Genomic DNA, 17,572 nt, shown 5'->3' with positions numbered 1-17,572 from the left:
CTACTTCCCCTTCCCCAGGAAATCCTTGATGCTGCCCACGATGGCGTCCTTGTCCCTGATCTCGCTCACCACCACCCGATCGTCCTGCGAGAAGTGTTCTTTCAGATCCTTGATGAACTGGCCCGAGCCGTACGGGCTCTCGACCTGCCCGTAGGCGAACATGTTGACCCGCGGCAGGATCTGGGTCTTGAGCACGTCCACGCAGGAGAGCGTGTCGTCCATCGACCAGTTGTCGCCGTCGGAGAAGTGGAACGGATAGATGTTCCACTCGTCCGGCGGGTAGTCGTTGTCGATGATCTGCGAGCACAGCTTGTAGGCGCTCGAGATCATCGTGCCGCCGGACTCGCGCGTGTGGAAGAACGTGTCCCGGTCGACCTCGCGGGCGATCGCGTCGTGGATGATGAAGCGCGACTCGAGGCCCTTGTACTGGCGGGTCAGCCACGCATCGATCCAGAACGACTCGATGCGCACGATCTCCTTCTGCTCGTCGCCCATCGACCCGGAGACGTCCATCATGTAGATGATGACCGCGTTCGCGACGGGCTCGGTGATCGTCTTCCACGAGCGGTACCGCTTGTCGTCCGGGACGGGGACGACGACGGGCGCCGACGGGCGGAACGTCCCGCTCGAGATCATCCGCTTCAGCGCCTCGCGGTACGTCCGCTTGAAGTGGCGCAGCGACTCGGGGCCCACCCTGCGGATGCCCGAGTAGCGATCGTGGGCGTTCGAGATCTTGCTCTTGCCCTTGTCCTGGATGTCGGGCAGCTCGAGCTCCTCGCCGAGGATGCCGGCGAGCTCCTCGAGCGTGACGTCGACCTCGAGGAGGTGGTCCCCCTCGCCGCTGCCCGCCTGCCCCTGGCCGGGCTGCTTGTCGTCCGAGCCCCCCACGGGATCGCCGGGGTTGCCGTCGCCCTGCCCCACACCGCCGCGTTGCTTGTCGCCGAAGCGGAAGCGCGGGATGTCGATCTGAGGGATGGGAATCGAGACGAGGTCCTTCCCCTTTCGCCCGATGAGCTCGCCCTGCGAGATGTACTTGCGCAGGTTCTCGCGGATGCGGCCGCGAACGATCTGACGGAAGCGCCCGTGATCCTGGTCGATCTTCAACGACACGCTCACGAGTGTAGCATCGGAAGCCGCCTCGGGTCCGCACGTTCGGCGGGCCGCCGAGGTCTCCCGCCCCGGCGGCGCCGCTTCCCCGCTTCCGTTCGACATCTCCATCTCCACTTCCCCACGTCCCCGCCGTTGCCCCACCGCCACGCCCGCCCGTCGTGAACTGCCCCCGTGTTAGCCTCCGCGCCGTGCTTTTCCGAGCGCGTTCCCTCCTCGTGTTCCTCGTGCTCGTGGTCCTCGCGGCGCCGGCCCTCGGGTGCGGCTCCCGAGAGCAGCTCGTCGGGCTGCCCGATCCCGCGGGCGCGGGGGGCGCCCCCGACGCGCCGCCCCCGGACCCGCCGGTGTGCCGGGAGGACGGGCTCCCCTGCCAGGGCCCGGCGGACTGTTGCAGCGCCGCGTGCGCGCAGGGGATCTGCGGCGGCGACAGCTGCGCGCGGGACGGCGCGCCGTGCGCCGCCCCGGGCGACTGCTGCGCCGGCCTGTGCGCCGGTGGGCTCTGCGGGCAGGGCTGCTCGGCCGACGGGGCGCCGTGCCAGAGCGCGGCGGAGTGCTGCGCCGGGGTCTGCATGGGCGGGGCCTGCGGGCGGGGCTGCTTCCTGGACGGGAGCGCGTGCGGGTCCGCGGGACAGTGCTGCTCGCTGAGCTGCGTGGAGGGCGCATGCCGCGCGCCGTGCATCCCGAACGGCGCGCGCTGCAGCGCGGGCGACGCGTGCTGCAGCGGCGCCTGCGTCGCGGGCGTCTGCGCCGAGGCGTGCGCGCCCGACGGCTCCGAGTGCGGCCGGGGCGCGGACTGCTGCACCGGGCGCTGCAACGCGGGCATCTGCGGCGGGTGCAGCTCGGACGGGGTCGCGTGCGGCTCGGCCGATGCGTGCTGCTCCCGCGTCTGCGCGCAGGGCGTGTGCGGGGGCGCGGCGTGCTCGCACGCGCCCTGCGAGATCGGCGCGCCGCTCGCCGCGGACTGCGGCGGGTGCGCGGCGGAGCTCTGCCGGTTCGACCCGTTCTGCTGCACCACCAGCTGGGACGAGATCTGCGTCGGCGAGGTCCCCAGGCTCTGCGGGCTGGTCTGCGTCGAGTGCGCTGCAGACGGCAGCCGCTGCGCGTCCGGCGAGGCGTGCTGCAGCGGAGCGTGCGAGGACGGCGTCTGCCGGCCCCCGTGCGCGCGCGACGGCCAGCCGTGCGCGGACCCAGGCGAGTGCTGCAACGGCAGCTGCCAGAACGGCCTCTGCGGCGGCCCCGCTTGCCCATCGGACGGGACGGGCTGCGGAGGATGCGTGGCCGAGCGCTGCTGCGCGCAGCTGAACCAGTGCCTTCTCAGCCCCACCTGCGCGGACGACGTCGCGTGCTTCTTCGGCTGCCTCGACGAGGGGAGCGGCCCCGCCGTCTGCGGGTTCCAGTGCATCCACAGCCCGGAGACGTTGCAGCTGCTGCGATGCGTGGGCAGCAGCTGCGGCGGCGGCACCTGCTTCTGACGCGCGGCGCGGGGCGCGATGGCGGCGCGAGGGGAGCGGATCTCGCGCGGGCGTGGGGCTCGCCGCGCCTGCGGCTCCACCGCGCGGGTCTCGGGCGCGGATTTGCCGAGCGCCTGACGCGCAATAGGCGCTTCCGCCGGGGTTGGCTACAGCGGATCCTGATTTCGATTCCGGTGCTTCCCGCCGACTTTCCGACCGGGAAAGAGGGAAGGCTGTGGCACCATGAGTCCACGAGCGAGCTCATGTCGAGAGAGCTCGGGGGGAGGGCTCAATGCCGAGAGGCGAGACATCGAAGGATACGTCCAAGCAGCGGAAGCGGGTCCAGAGCGGCGAGCGCAAGCAAGCTGCGCCCGCGATATCCCAGGGCGAGGCGGGTCGGAAGGCTCCGCGCAGGCGGACGAAGTCCGCTGCCGGCGCGCGGATGGCCGCTGCGTCGACCCGGCGGGTGACCCGGGCGAAGAAGGGAGCGAGCAAGGCAGGAGCGAGCGCCGCGGCGCGGCCGAGCACGGCGCGGAGCACCGCGGCGGCGGAGAAGAAGAAGACAAGCAGCGCGCCGAGGAAGGCGACCGCCGGACAGACGAGCCGGCAGCAGAGCGGCGCACCCAAGAGGGCGGCCACGACGAGGAAGCGGACCGCCACCGGTAGCGCGGCGGGGCGCGGCCGGAGCGCGGCCGGCGCGACGCCGGCCGCCGGGCGCAAGACGACGCGCGCGGCGGGCGCGAAGCGCGCGGCGCCCCAGCGCGCGGCGCCGCAGCGCGCAGCAGCGATGAGGAAGCCGTCGGCCAGCGCCCGCGTCGGGCGCGGAGCCGCGCGGCGAACGAAGGCGGCGCAGCCGGGCGCGCGGAGGGCGGGGCAGAAGCGCGCGACCGCCGGCAAGCGGTCGGCGGCCAGCTGAGCTGCAGCGTCGGGCGCGCCGCTCGCCGCGGAGCGCCCAGCCGCACCTTTCCATCACATCCCATCCCAGGCATCATCCCAAGAGGGCGTCGGCAGATGCTCGACCGTCGAGCCCCCGCGCGAGGCCCCACCTCCGGGCGCAGCGGCACGCCAGCCACCTTCGCGGCCAACGTGAGGGGTGGCGCGCGCCCGCTCCGCCGCGCTGGCGACGAACGCTCCCGGAGCGCAGCGTCGTGCGCGGCTGAGCGGCTGACGCGCCCGGGCGCGGCGTCGTGAGCGTCAGCCGCTCAGCCGCGCACGACGCCGCGCCCGGGCGCGATCAGGGCGGTGACGGCAAGGGCTCGCCGACCATGAGGACCACCCAGGTGGCGGCCAGGAAGGGATACGGCGCCCCGCCGAGGCCTGGCATCGTCGACCGCGCGCGCCGCGCGCAGAGCGGGCAGCCCGCGTCGCCGCGCCGGCTGAACAGGTACCGGCGCGAGGACGGCGGCGGCGCAGGACAGACCTGAACTTCATCGCCCTCCATCACTCCGCGCATCCCCCCCATCTCGCCCTGCAGCGGAAGCGCCTCCGTGCGCCCGGTCTCCTGCGACGCCCCGCATGATCGCGGAGCGCGACCGCCCTCGCGAAGCCAGCGCTCGATGGCCCGACATGCAGCCGCTGGCTTAGGGCGATGCTGGACCATCGTAGGAATGTTCCTTCTTCCGAGCCGAAGATCAGCGACCCCGGCTCCGGATGTAACCCCGCACTGCGGGCGAGATTCATCCTAGCAGGATCCCCGGACCATGCATGGATGACATTCCGTATCTGCGTGGTGCTTCCCACCGCGACAGCCTCTTGTCTCGGCTGTCGTCATGATTGTCGTCTTCGTACGTCTTCGTACGTCTTCGTACGCCTCCGCCTGCTCAATCGATATCTCCGAGGCGCACGCGGAGGGCAGAGCGGAGAAATGGCTGCGCAGCGCGGCAGCGTGTCCCGCCGCCGGCGCGCGCAATGGGGCACAGACGCTCCCCGGCTCGCGGTCTCCCGCGATCAGGCGAGGCGGATGGCAACAGGACATCCCGGAGAGGCACGAAGGCGAAGCCCGATGGCGCCCGGCGATCGCCGGGTCGAGCGGAGAGGACGCTCTCCGCCCATCATCAAGGATCGTTTGCGGGGCAGCTCGGGATGGAGACGACGTAGTTCAGGAGAATACCGACATGCGTCCTTCAGCCCCGGCGGGGCTCCGGGGCCGGCGCACGGGCGCCGGCGGCGCGGTGGACGCCAGCGAGGCAGGTCACTGCGGGATGGGGATCGGCGGCGGCTCGTCGTCGGGCACGATGCAGGACGACAGGTCGAACAGCATGAAGAGCAGCGCCTTCTCCTGAGCGCTCAGCTCCTCCGTGGAGCACCCCTCCGGGAAGGGCGGGCCCGTGAGGTCCGCCGCAGAGACATGGATGTCCGTGAACACGAGACGCCCGCACTGCTGATCTTCCGGGACGTCGACGGGCGTGTTGAAGGTGAAGTACTGGACCCCGGCCGGCTCGGGTTCGTTGTAATAAATCCACCGGGTCGAGATGTCCTCGGTCACGTCGCTCACCGTATGCTGCGCGCCGTTGATCACGATCTCGCCGGGCACGTCCGACGCGCCGACATTGACGAGCCACTCCGCGAGGGCTTGCCCCTTCGGGAGCGTGGTGTCCACGAGCGCCGTGAGAGGGCTCTCCGGGTCCGTGACGTCGTTGTCCCAGACCGCCGTGTCCGGGAACGGCGCCGGCCCCTTCTTCAGCCAGACGTTGTGCCAGTGGGACGCGAACACGCGCCCGCCGAGCGAGGTATAGTCGAACATGGCCTGGCGCGCGGGCCCGGGTTTGTCTTCCTGGTGCGGGTCGCCCTCGCAGGCGAGGATCACCATGTCGTACTGGCTCAGGGCGTCGACGGTCCCCCAGAGGCTCGTGGCCGGCGTGAACTCGACGCCTTGATTCAGGCGATCCGCATAGCGCGTCGTCACCTCGTGATCGACGTCCCCGCGGCCGGCGAACAGGTTGATCCGCCCGGTCCCGGTCTCCGGCGTGAACTCGCTCTCATCAATCCCGAGCTTGTGCAGCAAGCACTCGAGCGGATCGGCGCCGCCCGTCGTGAGCGCGATCTTCGGGATGTGCCCCTCCGACTGGTTGCGCGGCAACCGGATGATCCCGGCGTCCGTCGCGGTGTCCTCGCATCGCGCGACCACGGGGAGCGTCATCTCGCGGCGCCATTTGCCCACCTGCACGACGAGCGGGATGTTCTCGCCCACCGGCACGTCCTCCAGGACGAACTTTCCTTCCGTATCGGTCAGCGCCGTCACGAGCGGTGAGCCGGAGAGCGTCGCGCTGCACTGGTCGCAGGTCGCACCGTCGGGGATGGGCTCAAGCGGCGCATTGGGGACGTAGACGATCACGTTGTAGAGCGGCAGTCTGCCCGAGGGGTCGTACACGGTGCCGCTCACCGTCGTCTTCGCCCCGTTCTCGCATTCGACCTGCTGGCATTCGAGGCCCTCGCAGTCGCCTTCGCCTCCGACACCGCCCCCGCTGGCGATCGCCGGGAAGCCGCCGAAGCCACCGCCAATTCCACCGCCAATTCCACTCCCACCACCAGGCCCCGCGCCGCCGGATGCTAGAGGCGCCGTGCCCCCGGTATCTCCGCAGGAGCAGCCAGCCATGACGCCCGGTGCTACAGCGATCGCAGCCATCAAGACTCCCGCCTTGCCCGACCAAGTCACCATTTCGAGCCTCCCGGCGACGCGAGCAAAGGTGCTCTGCTGCCGCCCAGTCTCTATCGTATGCCAGACTGTAGAAATCGGGAAGTATGTCCAGCAAAGAGCAGGAATGGAGCGATGGGTTATTAGGGCGAGTCCTGATACCTCTGACTACCGCGTCCGCGAAGGACATGCGTGTCGCGCGGCCGGACGGCCTGGACAGCGAATCTCCGTGCGTCCGACATGGTGCGTGACGCAATGACAAGAAGGATTGACGGATCGATGATTCGTGACGAGCGCGTTGCTGTTCGGCTCCGCGCAATCGCGCCGCGAGCGAGGTCCCGCGACGAGCGCCGCTCGCGCCTCCGGCTCGCCTGAGCCCGCGTCGGCCGGGCCGGCGGACTACTGCGGATCGACGCGCGTCAGCCCGAACCAGAGCACGGCGTGCCACCGATCGTGCCACTTCAGCAGCATCGGCCCGATCGCGAGCCCGGCCTCCACGGCCCGCAGCTCGTCCTTGACCGCGCTCACCGGCCAGGGATTGCCGAACGCCTTCTCGCCATACGTCAGCGCGAGCGTCGGCTTGCCGTCGAGCTCCGAAGGGATCAGCTGCGCCTTGAAGCGACAGATCCGGCTCCCGAAGACAACGTTCGTGCCGGAGTTGCCGCCATGGTCGAACTCGTTCCCTTTCCAGGGCATCCAGCGCGACGCGAGCGCCGTGATCAGCGGGCGCGTCGCCAGGTGGATCCCGGCCGTCGGCTGCAGGGCGAGCAGGCGCCCTCGCGGCAGATCGCCGAGCTCCGCCGGATCCGCCGGCTTCCCTGCCTCGTAGAACTGCCTCAGCGCACCCGGGTGCGCGCCGACGAGGCTATCGAGGGCGGTCGTCCCGGTGACATGACGGTGCCCGACGGACGGGCGTGCGCTCTGCTCGCTCTGGGTGGTCATCGGAACGCCTGGCATTCCACCGCGTCCGACAAGGGTCAACGGCAACCGTCAGCGCTCGTCTTCGTCCGGTTCGTCCGGTTCGTCCGGTTCGTCCGGTTCGTCCGGTTCGTCCGGTTCGTCCGGTTCCCCCGGTCCCGCCGGTCCCGCCGGTCCCCCGTGTTTCCCCGCGCTCGCCGTGTTCGCCTCTCGCGCCTCGCTCGCCTCACCGAGAGACGCCGCGCCGCCCGCGACGATGGCCTCGTACGCCCGGCGTACGCGCTCGGTGATCGCGCCGTAGCGCGCGAGCAGCTCGCGCGCGGCCTCGGCCGCGGTGCGGCCCCGGATGCCCGTCCGACGCGCGAGGGTCGGGACCCCGGGCGCGTCCTCCTCGAGGAGCTGCGACGCGTCCGCGTGCACGATGCGGATCCGCTGCTCCAGCTTGCGCAGGAACGCGTGGCCGTCCCGGAACGTCTCGGCGTGCTCGGCGGACAGGTGTCCGGCCGCGGCGAGCGCGTCGATCGCGGCGAGCGTCTCGGTGGTCCTGACGCGCGGATCGGCGCCGTGCCGGATCTGCAGGAGCTGCACCGCGAACTCGATGTCCGCGAGGCCGCCCCGCCCGAGCTTGAAGTCGCGGCGGCCGCGGCGCTCGTGCGAGAGCTCGTGCTCCATGCGCAGCCGGAGCCGGTGGATCTCCTCGGCGATCCGATCGAAGTCGTCCGCCTGGAGGTACGCGGCCTCGTGCACGATGGCGATCGCCTCCGCCCCGAGCTCGGGATCGCCGGCCGACGCGCGCGCCCGGATGAGCGCGAGCCGCTCCCAGATCGCCGCGCGCATGTGCCGCGCGCCGGGCGACGACTCCGGCTCCGCGGGCGCCGAGGAGGCCGCGTCGGCGCGGCGGATGCCGTGGTAGCGAGCGAACGAGTCGATGGACGTGACGAGCAGCCCCTGGCTGCCCGACGGGCGCAGGCGCGTGTCGAGCTCGTAGCCTGGGCCCGCCGCGTGCGACATGGAGATGAGCCGGATGATCTGCCGCGCGCGCCGCGCGTAGTAGGTGGCGGGATCGGACGCGGCCCCCTGCTCGCCGGGCGGCGCGCACGCCGGGTCGAACAGGAAGAAGACGTCCAGATCCGAGCCGTAGCCGATCTCGCGGCCGCCGAGCTTGCCCATCGCGATCACGGCGAGCCCTCGCACGGGCTCGCCCGGCGGCGTCCCGAGCGCGAAGCGCGTCGCGGCCTCGAGCGACGCGTCGGCCAGATCCGAGAGCGCGAGCGTCGCCTCGCGCGTGCCGACCTCGCCGCTCAGGTCGGCGAGGCCGACCTCGATGGTGACGCGCGCCTTGGCGCGCCGGAGCGCCCCGATGAGCGCCTCCTCCGGATCCTCGTCCGGCGACGCCTCGCTGAGGCTGGCCTCGATCGTGTGCCGGATCAGCTCGGCGCTCGGCGCGCCGCGCGCGAACAGGACGGCGTCGACGAGCTCGGGGTACCTCACCATGGCGTCGCCGATGAACGCGCTCGACCCGAGCGCCTCGACGAGCCTGCGGAGCGCGCGCGGATCGTCGCCGAGCATGCGCGCGTAGACGGAGGAGTGCCTGATGCGGGAGAAGCACAGCCGGAGGAAGCGCGCGGCCTGCTCCGGATCGGCGGCGTCGACGACCGCGGCGAGCAGCGTCTCCGCGAGGGACGAGGACGCCTCGCGGCTGCGCGCCCCGAGCAGGCCGTCCGGGTGGCGGGACAGCTCGAAGAGATCGTCGGCCACGTCGCGGAAGCGCGCCGTCAGCGAGGCGTGCGGCTCCGGCGGCGCGGCGAGCTCGGGCGCGGCGCCGCCGGCGGCGGCCGCCGGCTCGCCGCCGAGGACGAGCACGGCGTGCTTCGCCAGCGCCTCGGCGAACGCGTCGCGATCGCCGTGGTCGAGCGCGGCCATCGCCTCGATCCACCGCGACGGCCGGGCGCTCCCCTTCGGCAGGAGCGACAGGAGCCGGGCCTTGATACGCCCCCGGCGCTGCGCGGTGTCGGCCAGGAACGCCGCGGCGTCCTCGAAGCGCAGCGCCCGCGCGAGGCGCGTGATCTCCGCCTCGCTGTCGGGGAGGAGGTGCGTCTGCACGCCGGTCGCGGACTGCACGGCGTGCTCCGCGCGCCGGAGCGCGAGGTAGCCCTCCACGAGCTCCCGCCCCTCCCGGTCGGTCACGTACCCCAGGGCGCGCAGGCGGCGCAGGCCGTCGAGCATGCCCTGCGCGCGCGCGCGGGGCTCGCGTCCGCCCCAGATGAGCTGCAGGGCTTGCACGAAGAACTCCGCCTCCCGGATCCCGCCCGGGCCGAGCTTCAGGTCGCGCGACGCGTCGTGCGGGAGCTCCGCGCGAGCGCGATCGACGAGCTCGATCATGTCGACGGCGAGCTGCGGATCGACCTGGCGCCGCCACACGAACGGGCCGAGCACCCCGAGCGCCTCGGCGCCAAAGTCGAGATCACCGGCGATCTCGCGGGCGCGGAGCAGCGCGGCGCGCTCCCAGAGGCGGCCGAACGACTCGTAGTAGCGCTCCGCGGCGGCCAGGGAGTTGACGAGCGGACCGCTCCGGCCCTCGGGGCGGAGCCGGAGATCCACGCGCCAGACGAAGCCGTCCTCCGTGACCTCCTCGAGCGTCGACGTGAGGCGGCGGGCGACGCGGGCCCAGAAGTCGTGCAGGGTGACCGAGACGGCGCGGTCGCCGGGCAGGCCGACGTGCCCGTCGTCCGTGTCGTAGAGGTAGATCAGATCCACGTCGGAGCCCGCGTTGAGCTCGTCGCCGCCGAGCTTCCCCATCCCGAGCACGACGAACTTCGAGCGCGCGCCCGTCGCGGTGCGCGGCTCTCCGAACCGCGCGGTCACGGCGGACACGGCCTCGGCGAGCGCGACCTCGATCGTGGCCTCGGCGAGCGCGGTGAGCTCGCGCGCGGTGACGTCGATGTCCGCGCCGCCCGCCGACGGAGGGAGCAGCTCGCGCAGCGCGACGCGGATCCGCTCCTCGCGCGCGATGCGCCGGAGCTCCCGCCGGACGCGGTCCGTGTCCGAGACGTCGCCGACGCGGCTCCGGATCCGCGCCAGGTACGTGGCGCGATCGCGCGCCGTCTGGTGGCCTTCCGCCGCGAGCCGCTCCACGATGTCCGGATTTGCCTCGATGATCGCGCCGATCGCGGGGTAGGCGGCCGTCAGGAGCGCCGCGATGGCGAAGGCCATCGTCCCGGGACGAAGCCGAGACGACAGCCGCTCCGCGCGGTCCTTCACGCGTTGCTCATCGATCGCGCTCGCGATCTCCAGGAGCCTCGAGACCTGTTGCATGGCGGGAGGCTAGCAAGACCGTGGGGGCGTGAACGGCGGTTCCGCAGGGCCCGACCGCCGGTTTATCGCGACCGGGCCCCACCTCGCGCCTTGGCGGCGTCGCTCTCAGATCCTATGCTCGCCGGGTGCGATTGCTCTGCGTCTCGGATATTCACGGCCACGCCGACGCGCTCGCGGCGGTCCTGGCCACGGCCGAGCGCCGAGGGTATACCCAGCTCCTGGTCGCCGGAGATCTCTGCTTTCCCGGACCAAAGCCGCTCGAGACGTGGCGCCGGCTCACCCAGGCCAAGGCGGTTTGCGTACAGGGCGTATCGGATCGCGCCCTGGCGACGCTGGACCTCGACAAGGTCAGGGCGCGGAGCGAGCACGAGCGAGCGCGGCTCGATCGCCTGTCCCAGACGCGCACCGAGCTCGGCGAGCTGATCCTTGCGCGGCTGGCGCGGCTCGCCCCCACGTACCGCCTGCCGCTCGAGGACGGCGGCGAGCTCGTCCTGGTCCACGGCTCCCCGGCGGATCCGCTCGAGCCGATCTCTCACGATATGACGGATGAGGAGGTGCTCTCCCTGCTCGGCGACGATCCGGCGGACGTCGTGATCTGTGGTGGCTCCCACGTCCCGTTCGATCGGATGGTGGGCGGCGTGCGCATCATCAACGTCGGCTCGGTGGGCGAAGCCCCGTGCTCGATGCGGGGCACCGTCGATCACGTGCGCGTCGGTGCGCGCGCTCCTGGCGAGCTTGGCGAGCTTGGCGAGCTTGTGCGGAGCGGTGCCGTCTCCGGGTATGGCGCGGGGCACGCCGACGCGACGTTCGTCGAGCTCCGGGCGGGCGAGCTCTGGGTCGAGCAGCTCGTGGTGCCGCTCGGCAGGGCTGCGTGAGCGCGCAGGTGCGCGGGAGCGCTCCGTCGGGAGCGCGCGCGAGGGGTGGGAGACGCTCGAGCCGCGCGAAACGCGCGACGCTCCGTCACGCACCCTACCCGACAGGGAACATCGCCTGTGCCATGTCCTCCCGCTTGAACCTATTTCAAGGATTTAGGATCATCCTCAGGGAGCATGGGCAGCTACCTCCCCGACGATGACTTCGAGGCCACGCGGGTGGCCAACGTTGGGGAACTCCACAAGGAGCTCCCGGCGCGCTCGCCGAAGGACCGCGCCTACCTCATCGTGCTCGCTGGCTCGAACGTCGGCGAGATGTACCGGGTCGAGGGCGCCGAGATCGTGATCGGCCGGGCATCCGGGGCGACCATCCGGCTGAACGACGACGGCATCTCGCGGCGCCACGCGCGCCTCCTCCAGATGGACAGCCAGGTGCTGATCGAGGATCTCAACAGCTCGAACGGGACGATGGTGAACGGCGAGCACATCACGCGCGTCGCCCTGCACGACGGCGACAAGATCCGCCTGGGCTCGACGACCATCCTCAAGTTCACCTACCACGACCACCTGGATGAGTCGTTTCAGCAGCAGATGTACGACGCCGCGCTGCGCGACGCCCTCACGAAGGCCTTCAACAAGAAGTATTTTCTGGATCGGCTCGAGACCGAGGTCTCCTATGCGCGGCGGCACGGCGCGCAGCTGTCGCTGCTCATGTTCGACGTCGATCATTTCAAGAGGATCAACGACACCTTCGGGCACCTCGCCGGCGACTACGTGCTTGCGAGGATCGCCAAGATCGCGAGCCACACGGTGCGGACCGAGGACGTGTTCGCGCGCTACGGCGGTGAAGAGTTCGGCATCCTGTGCCGCGGCGTGGGGCTCGAGAACGCGGGCATCCTCGGCGAGCGGCTGCGCCTCCTCATCGAGGGGTCGGTCTTCGAGCACGAGGGCGTTCGCATGCCGACGACGATCAGCGTCGGTGTCGCGGCGCACCCCGAGCTCGCGGTGCAGACCGGCATGGAGCTCATCGCGGCGGCCGATGAGGCGCTCTACGAGGCCAAGCGCACCGGCCGCAACCGCGTGCTCCTGAAGTTCGGCCAGAAGCCGTAGAGCAGGGCGCAGGTTCATCGGAGCGCCGACCCGCACGGCCGCAGCCACCGCAGGCCGCCGCTCCGCGCCGCCCAAGCGACCGGCGCATGGAACCGTGCGCCCGCAGAACGCGGGCGGTGGGGCGCGGCCGCTGGCAGTCGCCGCGCCTCAGTCGATCTTGAGGAGTTCCTTGACCTTGGCGATGACCTGCGGAGCCTGGATCGGCTTCGTGATGTACGCGTTCGCGCCGAGTTGCAACGCGCGCTGACGATCCTCCTGAGACCCCTCGGTGGTGATGATGATGATCGGGGTGTCCTTGTGGACCGGATCCGTGCGCACGCGCTTGACGAGCTTGAGCCCGTCCATGATCGGCATGTTGATGTCGGTGATGATCACGTCGTACTTGGTCGAGGCGAGCTTGCGGAGACCGTCGACGCCATCGTCTGCCTCGGTGACGCGGAGGTTCTTCACGCGCGCCAGCGCGAAGACCAAGAGCTGCCGCATCATGGGCGAGTCTTCAACGATCAGACACGAGTACTCGGCCATGATCAGTCCTCCAGGTCCAGGAATGCCTGGACGCCAGGCACCTTCCGGCCGGCGTCGGTGAAGAGCCGCGCGTTGATGAGGGCGGGGGCGGCCTGGGCCCCGAGGAGCTTGAAGAGCTCGGTGTCCACGTTCACGAACTCCGTCTTCTGCGGGAGCGTGCTGAAGATCGCGATGACACCCACGGTGCGCCCGTTGAAATCGAGCGGGATCACTGCAGCGGGATCCTCGATGCTCCCCTTGGAGACGTCCTTGGTCTCGTCGAAGAAGATTTCCCCCTTCGAGAATGCCTGGCCGACGACGCCTTCGGTCACCGGCATGCGCGCAATCTCCTCGACCGCGACGCCTTCGCTCGCGATCGAGACGAGCTCTTTACCATCGGGGGACGCCAGGTACACGGAGAAGGCGCCCGCCCCGAGGAACTGCGCCAGGAGCTCCTTCAGGTTGCGGAGGACATGGCGCACGTTGCGCGCCGCGTGCAGCTGCGACAGCGCGACGTACAGGTTCGCGAGGTTCGCGAGCTCTCCCTCCGCCTCCGAGTAGCGGCTGTTGAAGCGGTCCGAGGCCGCCACCATCCGCACCGACTGCGTCACCAGGTCGCGTTTCTCCTGCTCGAGCTCCTCGATCTTGCGGAGCAGATCGCGGATGGCCGAGTCGCTCGCGAGGTGCGCGCGGAGCTTGCCGTTCTCCGACTCGAGCTCGGAGATCTTGTCACGAAGGCGCTCGTTCTCGCGGAGGAGCTCCTCGGTCAGCTGCGCCCCCTTGCGGAAGAACTGCTGAATGAAGGCATCGCGCTCCTTCTTCAGGTCCTCGGGGGGACGATCGCTCGGACGCCCTTTTTTCTCCGTCATTTTATCCCGGGGTTCTCCAGAGCTTCGGACCGTATCATGCGGGGCTGACCGGACGGAAGCGTCGAGCGCGGGCCAGAGGCGTGCCCGGCGCCCCCGCCAAGGACAGCGACCGCTGGGCGCCTTGCCGTCCCCGCCGACAACGTCGGTTCGGCCCCGCCGGCCCTACCCCGGGGACCGGACCCCGCCGTCTCTGCCCCCCTACCCCCGTTGTCCCGACCGCCACGACTACGCCCTCTCCATCTGCTTCATCTGCTTCAGCAACCGGGTCCACCTGCGCAGCTCCCGTCCGAGCAGCACGGGTGCCTTCTGGAGCGACGCGACGTCGCGCGCGCCGACGAGCAGCATGACCGCCCGGAGCTCGGCCTCGACGCTCTCGAGGTACCGCACCGCTGCGTCCCGTCCCCCCGACACGAACGCCTGGAGGACCGGGCGCGCGATCCCGGCCGCATGCGCGCCGAGCGCGAGCGCTCGAGCGACGTCAAGGCCGCTCGTGATGCCTCCGGTCGCGATGATCGTCTTGAAGCGAGGACGGATAGCGCGGGCGATGAGCACCGAGGCGGCCGTGGGCACGCCCCACTCCCGCAGCGCCTCACCGAGGGAGCGGGCGGCCCCCTCGGCGCGGGCCGCTTCGACGGCGACCCAGGAGGTGCCTCCAGCGCCGGAGACGTCCAGGTCGCGGACGCCCGCCCGGACCAGGCGGTACGCGGTCCCCGGGCCGATCCCGCAGCCGGTCTCCTTCGCGACGACCGGCACGCTGAGGCCGCTCGCGAGCCGGCCCATCGCATCCAGCGCGCCGGCGAAGTCCCGGTCGCCGCCCGGCTGGACCAGCTCCATCGCGGGGTTCATGTGGACGCAGAGCGCGTCGGCGCCGACCTGGGCCACGAGCTCGGCGACCGCCTCCGTCGACAGCGATCGCGCCTGCACAACGCCGATGTTCCCGAGGAGGAGGGTGGTCGGAGCGTGCGCGCGGACCTCGTAGGAGGCGGAGGCGTCGCCGTTCAGCATCGCCCGCTGGCTCCCGAGCCCGAAGCCGTACCCGCGCTCCTCGGCGATCTGCGAGAGCTCCCGGTTGATCGCACGCGCGCGCTCCGTCCCGCCGGTCATCGCCGCGATCAGGAGCGGGACGCGGAGCCGCTTCCCGAGCAGCAGCACCGAGGTGTCGATCGCGTCGAGGGAGAGCTCCGGCAACGCGTCGTGGATCAGCTCGACCTGCTCCAGCAGCGTGGTCTTGGCGCGGAACCCGACATCGCCGGTCGCGCAGAGCTCGATGTGATCCGCTTTCCTCTCGGAGATGCCCTTCGCCTCTTCCGTCATGGGGGCACAACTTTACGCGGTCGCCGACCGCCGTCGAAAAGGAAGTGGCATGGACAAAAAATCGCCAAAATTCACGTCCCCGAGCCAGGCGCTGCCGCCCGGCCCGCCTTCCGCTGCCGCTACCTGGGAACTACCGCGCGACCGCCGCGCAGCGGTGGCATACAGTAGCTGTATGGACCTCCCGGACGAACCGCAGATCCGCTGGATCCTTCGTACGACCGCGACGCTCCTCCAGCACGGCGCGGAGCCGGTGCGCGGGCTGGTGCAGCCGACGGCCGAGTTCTTCCCGGACGCGTTCGACGGCTCGCCGAAGACGGTGGCCGCCCTGATGCTGCGGGTCCAGGAGCACGCCGGGCTCCAGGATGTCCCGGTGGAGCTCGCTGTGGTCACCCCCGAGGGGCAGGCCAGCACGGTGAGCTGCTCGAGCGGCGCATGCGGCGGGATGGCGCTGGAGTCGAAGCTGGAGCGCGTCGCCCCGCGCGGCGACGGCGGGTACCGGGTCGCGCTCTCCGCGGGCGAGCTCCGCAACCCCACGGTGCTCACGACGGCGTTCGTGCGCGCCGTGGCGTACATGTTCCTGAGCGAGGCGGGCGCCTTCGACGCGCTCGCGCCGTCGGACCGCGAGCCCGCGGTGGATCTCGCCGCCGTGCTGCTCGGCTTCGGCGTCCTCGCGACGAACGGCTCCTACCTGTACGCGAAGGGCTGCGGCGGCGTGCAGGTGCACTCGGCGACCAAGATGCCGGTCGACGAGCTCGCGCTCGCGCTCGCCGTCTACTGCCGGCTGCACGACGTGCCCGAGCGGACCGCCGCGCGGCACCTCGACGTGACGCCGCGCGCCCACTTCGATGAGTCCGCCGTCTGGGCGAGCTCCAACGCCGCGCTCGTCCGCATGCTGCGCGCCGCGCCGGACCGGATCGCCGCGGACGACTACGCGATCGGCGAGTCGAGGAGCTGGCTGGCCCGCGCGCTCGGCCTCGGCAAGCGCCGGCCGGCGCGGACGGCGGACGACGAGCTGCGCGAGCTCGAGCGAGAGCTCGCGCCCGTGGCCGGCGCGGCGAAGCCGCGACCGCTGGACGAGGGCAAGGCCAAGAAGCTTGCCGAGATCCGTGCTCTCGTGGACGAGAGCCTGGGGAGCTGAATGAGCGTACGACTGTGGGACAAAGGGGGCGCGACCGACGCCCAGATGCTGCGTTACACCTCGCGCGACGACTGGCAGCTCGATCAGCGTCTGCTCGCGTACGACCTGCGGGCCACGATCGCGCACGTCCGCGGGCTCGCGCGGATCGGCGTGCTCAGCGAGGCGGAGCGGGACGCGCTCGTCCGCGAGCTCGAGGTGCTCTCGGCGCAGAACGAGGCCGGCGAGCTGCGGCTCACCGAGGACGACGAGGACGGCCACAGCGCGATCGAGGCCGCGCTGGTCGCCCGCATCGGCGATGCGGGCAAGAAGGTGCACACCGGCCGGAGCCGCAACGATCAGGTGCTCGTCGCCACGCGCCTGTACGAGCGCGACGCGCTGGACGAGCTCGCCGAGAACGCGACGGCCGGCGCCCGCGCGCTGCTCGATCTCGCAAGGCGCGAGGCGGACACGCCGATGCCCGGCTACACGCACCTGCAGCGGGCGGTGCCGTCGTCCGTCGGCTACTGGGCCGCCTCGTTCGTCGAGGGGCTCACCGACGCGCTCGACGTGGTGCGCGCGACGCGGGCGCTCGTCGATCGCTGCCCGCTCGGGGGCGCCGCGGGCTTCGGCGTGAACCTCCCGCTCGATCGCGTCGGCGTCGCGCGCGAGCTCGGGTTCGCCGGCGTGGCGCTGAACCCGCTCGCGTCCCAGACGTCGCGCGGCATCATCGAGGCGCAGATCCTCGCCGCCGCGTGGCAAGTGATGGCCGTGAGCCGCCGGCTCGCGTGGGATCTCAGCCTGTTCGCGATGAGCGAGCTCGCGTTCATCCGACTCCCGGAGGCGTTCACGACCGGCTCGTCGATCATGCCCCAGAAGCGCAACCCCGACGTCGTCGAGCTCATGCGCGCGGCGTGCTCCGTCGTCCAGGGGGCGCTCGCCGAGGTGCAGTCCATCGTGGCGCTCCCGTCGGGCTACCACCGCGATCTCCAGCTCACGAAGGGCCCCACGATGCGCGGGCTCGACGAGGCGCTCGCGACGTCGCGCCTCTTGCCGCGGCTCGTCGAGGGGCTCGCGTTCGACCGGGAGCGCATGGCCCGCGCGATCACGCCCGAGTGCTTCGCCACGGATCGCGCCGTCGAGCTCGCCGTGGAGGGCGTCCCCTTCCGCGAGGCTTACCGCAAGGTCGCGGCCGAGATCGCGGCGCTGCCGGCCGGCGACGCGGCGGCGAGCCTCCGCGCGCGCGTGTCGCTCGGGGCTCCGGGCAACCTCGCGCTGGACGACCTGGCCCGCAGGCTCGATCGCCACGCGCGCTAGCTCCGCCCGTCATAGGTCCAGCCATGAGCGGGCGCGCGCTGGCGCCG

The 17,572-nt window shown here is 71.5% G+C and carries 14 protein-coding genes; 6 read left to right on the top strand and 8 right to left on the bottom strand.

Annotated features, from left to right (window positions below):
• Entirely contained in the window at positions 1-1,110 is a 1,110-nt protein-coding gene (locus WMF45_RS09855) for a DUF444 family protein (RefSeq protein ID WP_044964401.1), read from the bottom strand.
• Positions 1,111-1,298: 188 nt separating this feature from the next.
• Between WMF45_RS09855 and WMF45_RS09850 the strand changes: the two genes are divergently transcribed.
• On the top strand, positions 1,299-2,579 hold the full coding sequence (locus WMF45_RS09850; protein WP_437716664.1) for a hypothetical protein: 1,281 nt from the start codon (positions 1,299-1,301) through the stop codon (positions 2,577-2,579).
• A gap of 240 nt (positions 2,580-2,819) precedes the next feature.
• Here WMF45_RS09850 and WMF45_RS09845 read toward each other — a convergent pair whose 3' ends face one another.
• Positions 2,820-3,455: a hypothetical protein gene (locus WMF45_RS09845; RefSeq protein WP_437716663.1), complete on the bottom strand. Its 636-nt coding sequence runs from the start codon at positions 3,453-3,455 to the stop codon at positions 2,820-2,822.
• Positions 3,456-3,823: 368 nt separating this feature from the next.
• Here WMF45_RS09845 and WMF45_RS09840 point away from each other — a divergent pair, with 368 nt between their 5' ends.
• Entirely contained in the window at positions 3,824-3,982 is a 159-nt protein-coding gene (locus WMF45_RS09840) for a hypothetical protein (protein ID WP_437551296.1), read from the top strand.
• A gap of 767 nt (positions 3,983-4,749) precedes the next feature.
• Here WMF45_RS09840 and WMF45_RS09835 read toward each other — a convergent pair.
• From WMF45_RS09835 to glnE, 3 genes are all read right to left on the bottom strand, one after another.
• Entirely contained in the window at positions 4,750-6,153 is a 1,404-nt protein-coding gene (locus WMF45_RS09835; protein ID WP_437716662.1) for a carboxypeptidase-like regulatory domain-containing protein, read from the bottom strand.
• Between the two features lie 438 nt (positions 6,154-6,591).
• On the bottom strand, positions 6,592-7,134 hold the full coding sequence (locus tag WMF45_RS09830; protein ID WP_437716661.1) for a hypothetical protein: 543 nt from the start codon (positions 7,132-7,134) through the stop codon (positions 6,592-6,594).
• A gap of 48 nt (positions 7,135-7,182) precedes the next feature.
• The gene (glnE, locus tag WMF45_RS09825) at positions 7,183-10,425 is read right to left on the bottom strand and encodes a bifunctional [glutamate--ammonia ligase]-adenylyl-L-tyrosine phosphorylase/[glutamate--ammonia-ligase] adenylyltransferase (RefSeq protein WP_437716660.1); all 3,243 of its coding nucleotides are present in this window, start codon (positions 10,423-10,425) and stop codon (positions 7,183-7,185) included.
• Between the two features lie 125 nt (positions 10,426-10,550).
• Here glnE and WMF45_RS09820 point away from each other — a divergent pair, with 125 nt between their 5' ends.
• Positions 10,551-11,300, top strand: coding sequence for a metallophosphoesterase family protein (locus tag WMF45_RS09820; protein ID WP_437716659.1), 750 nt, complete (start codon positions 10,551-10,553; stop codon positions 11,298-11,300).
• Between the two features lie 174 nt (positions 11,301-11,474).
• Positions 11,475-12,407, top strand: coding sequence for a diguanylate cyclase (locus WMF45_RS09815; RefSeq protein WP_437716658.1), 933 nt, complete (start codon positions 11,475-11,477; stop codon positions 12,405-12,407).
• 147 nt (positions 12,408-12,554) lie between these two features.
• Here WMF45_RS09815 and WMF45_RS09810 read toward each other — a convergent pair whose 3' ends face one another.
• The 3 genes from WMF45_RS09810 to fni form a co-directional block, all read right to left on the bottom strand.
• Positions 12,555-12,932, bottom strand: a complete 378-nt coding sequence (locus WMF45_RS09810) for a response regulator (protein ID WP_012234398.1) — start codon at positions 12,930-12,932, stop codon at positions 12,555-12,557.
• Positions 12,933-12,934: 2 nt separating this feature from the next.
• Positions 12,935-13,780 carry a GAF domain-containing protein gene (locus WMF45_RS09805; RefSeq protein ID WP_012234397.1) on the bottom strand — a complete coding sequence of 282 codons (846 nt, stop codon included), beginning with the start codon at positions 13,778-13,780 and terminating at the stop codon, positions 12,935-12,937.
• A gap of 225 nt (positions 13,781-14,005) precedes the next feature.
• On the bottom strand, positions 14,006-15,094 hold the full coding sequence (fni, locus tag WMF45_RS09800; protein ID WP_437716657.1) for a type 2 isopentenyl-diphosphate Delta-isomerase: 1,089 nt from the start codon (positions 15,092-15,094) through the stop codon (positions 14,006-14,008).
• A gap of 172 nt (positions 15,095-15,266) precedes the next feature.
• Between fni and WMF45_RS09795 the strand changes: the two genes are divergently transcribed.
• Together WMF45_RS09795 and argH are read left to right on the top strand one after the other, a co-directional pair.
• Positions 15,267-16,232, top strand: coding sequence for a hypothetical protein (locus WMF45_RS09795; protein WP_437716656.1), 966 nt, complete (start codon positions 15,267-15,269; stop codon positions 16,230-16,232).
• Complete coding sequence (argH, locus tag WMF45_RS09790; RefSeq protein WP_437716655.1) at positions 16,233-17,525, top strand: argininosuccinate lyase; 1,293 nt, start codon at positions 16,233-16,235, stop codon at positions 17,523-17,525.
• Positions 17,526-17,572 lie beyond the last annotated feature (47 nt).

The organism is Sorangium sp. So ce448 (assembly GCF_051520915.1).
GTDB classification, from domain to species: Bacteria; Myxococcota_A; Polyangia; order Polyangiales; family Polyangiaceae; genus Sorangium; species Sorangium cellulosum_B.
This window is presented reverse-complemented; position numbering and strand designations above follow the sequence as displayed.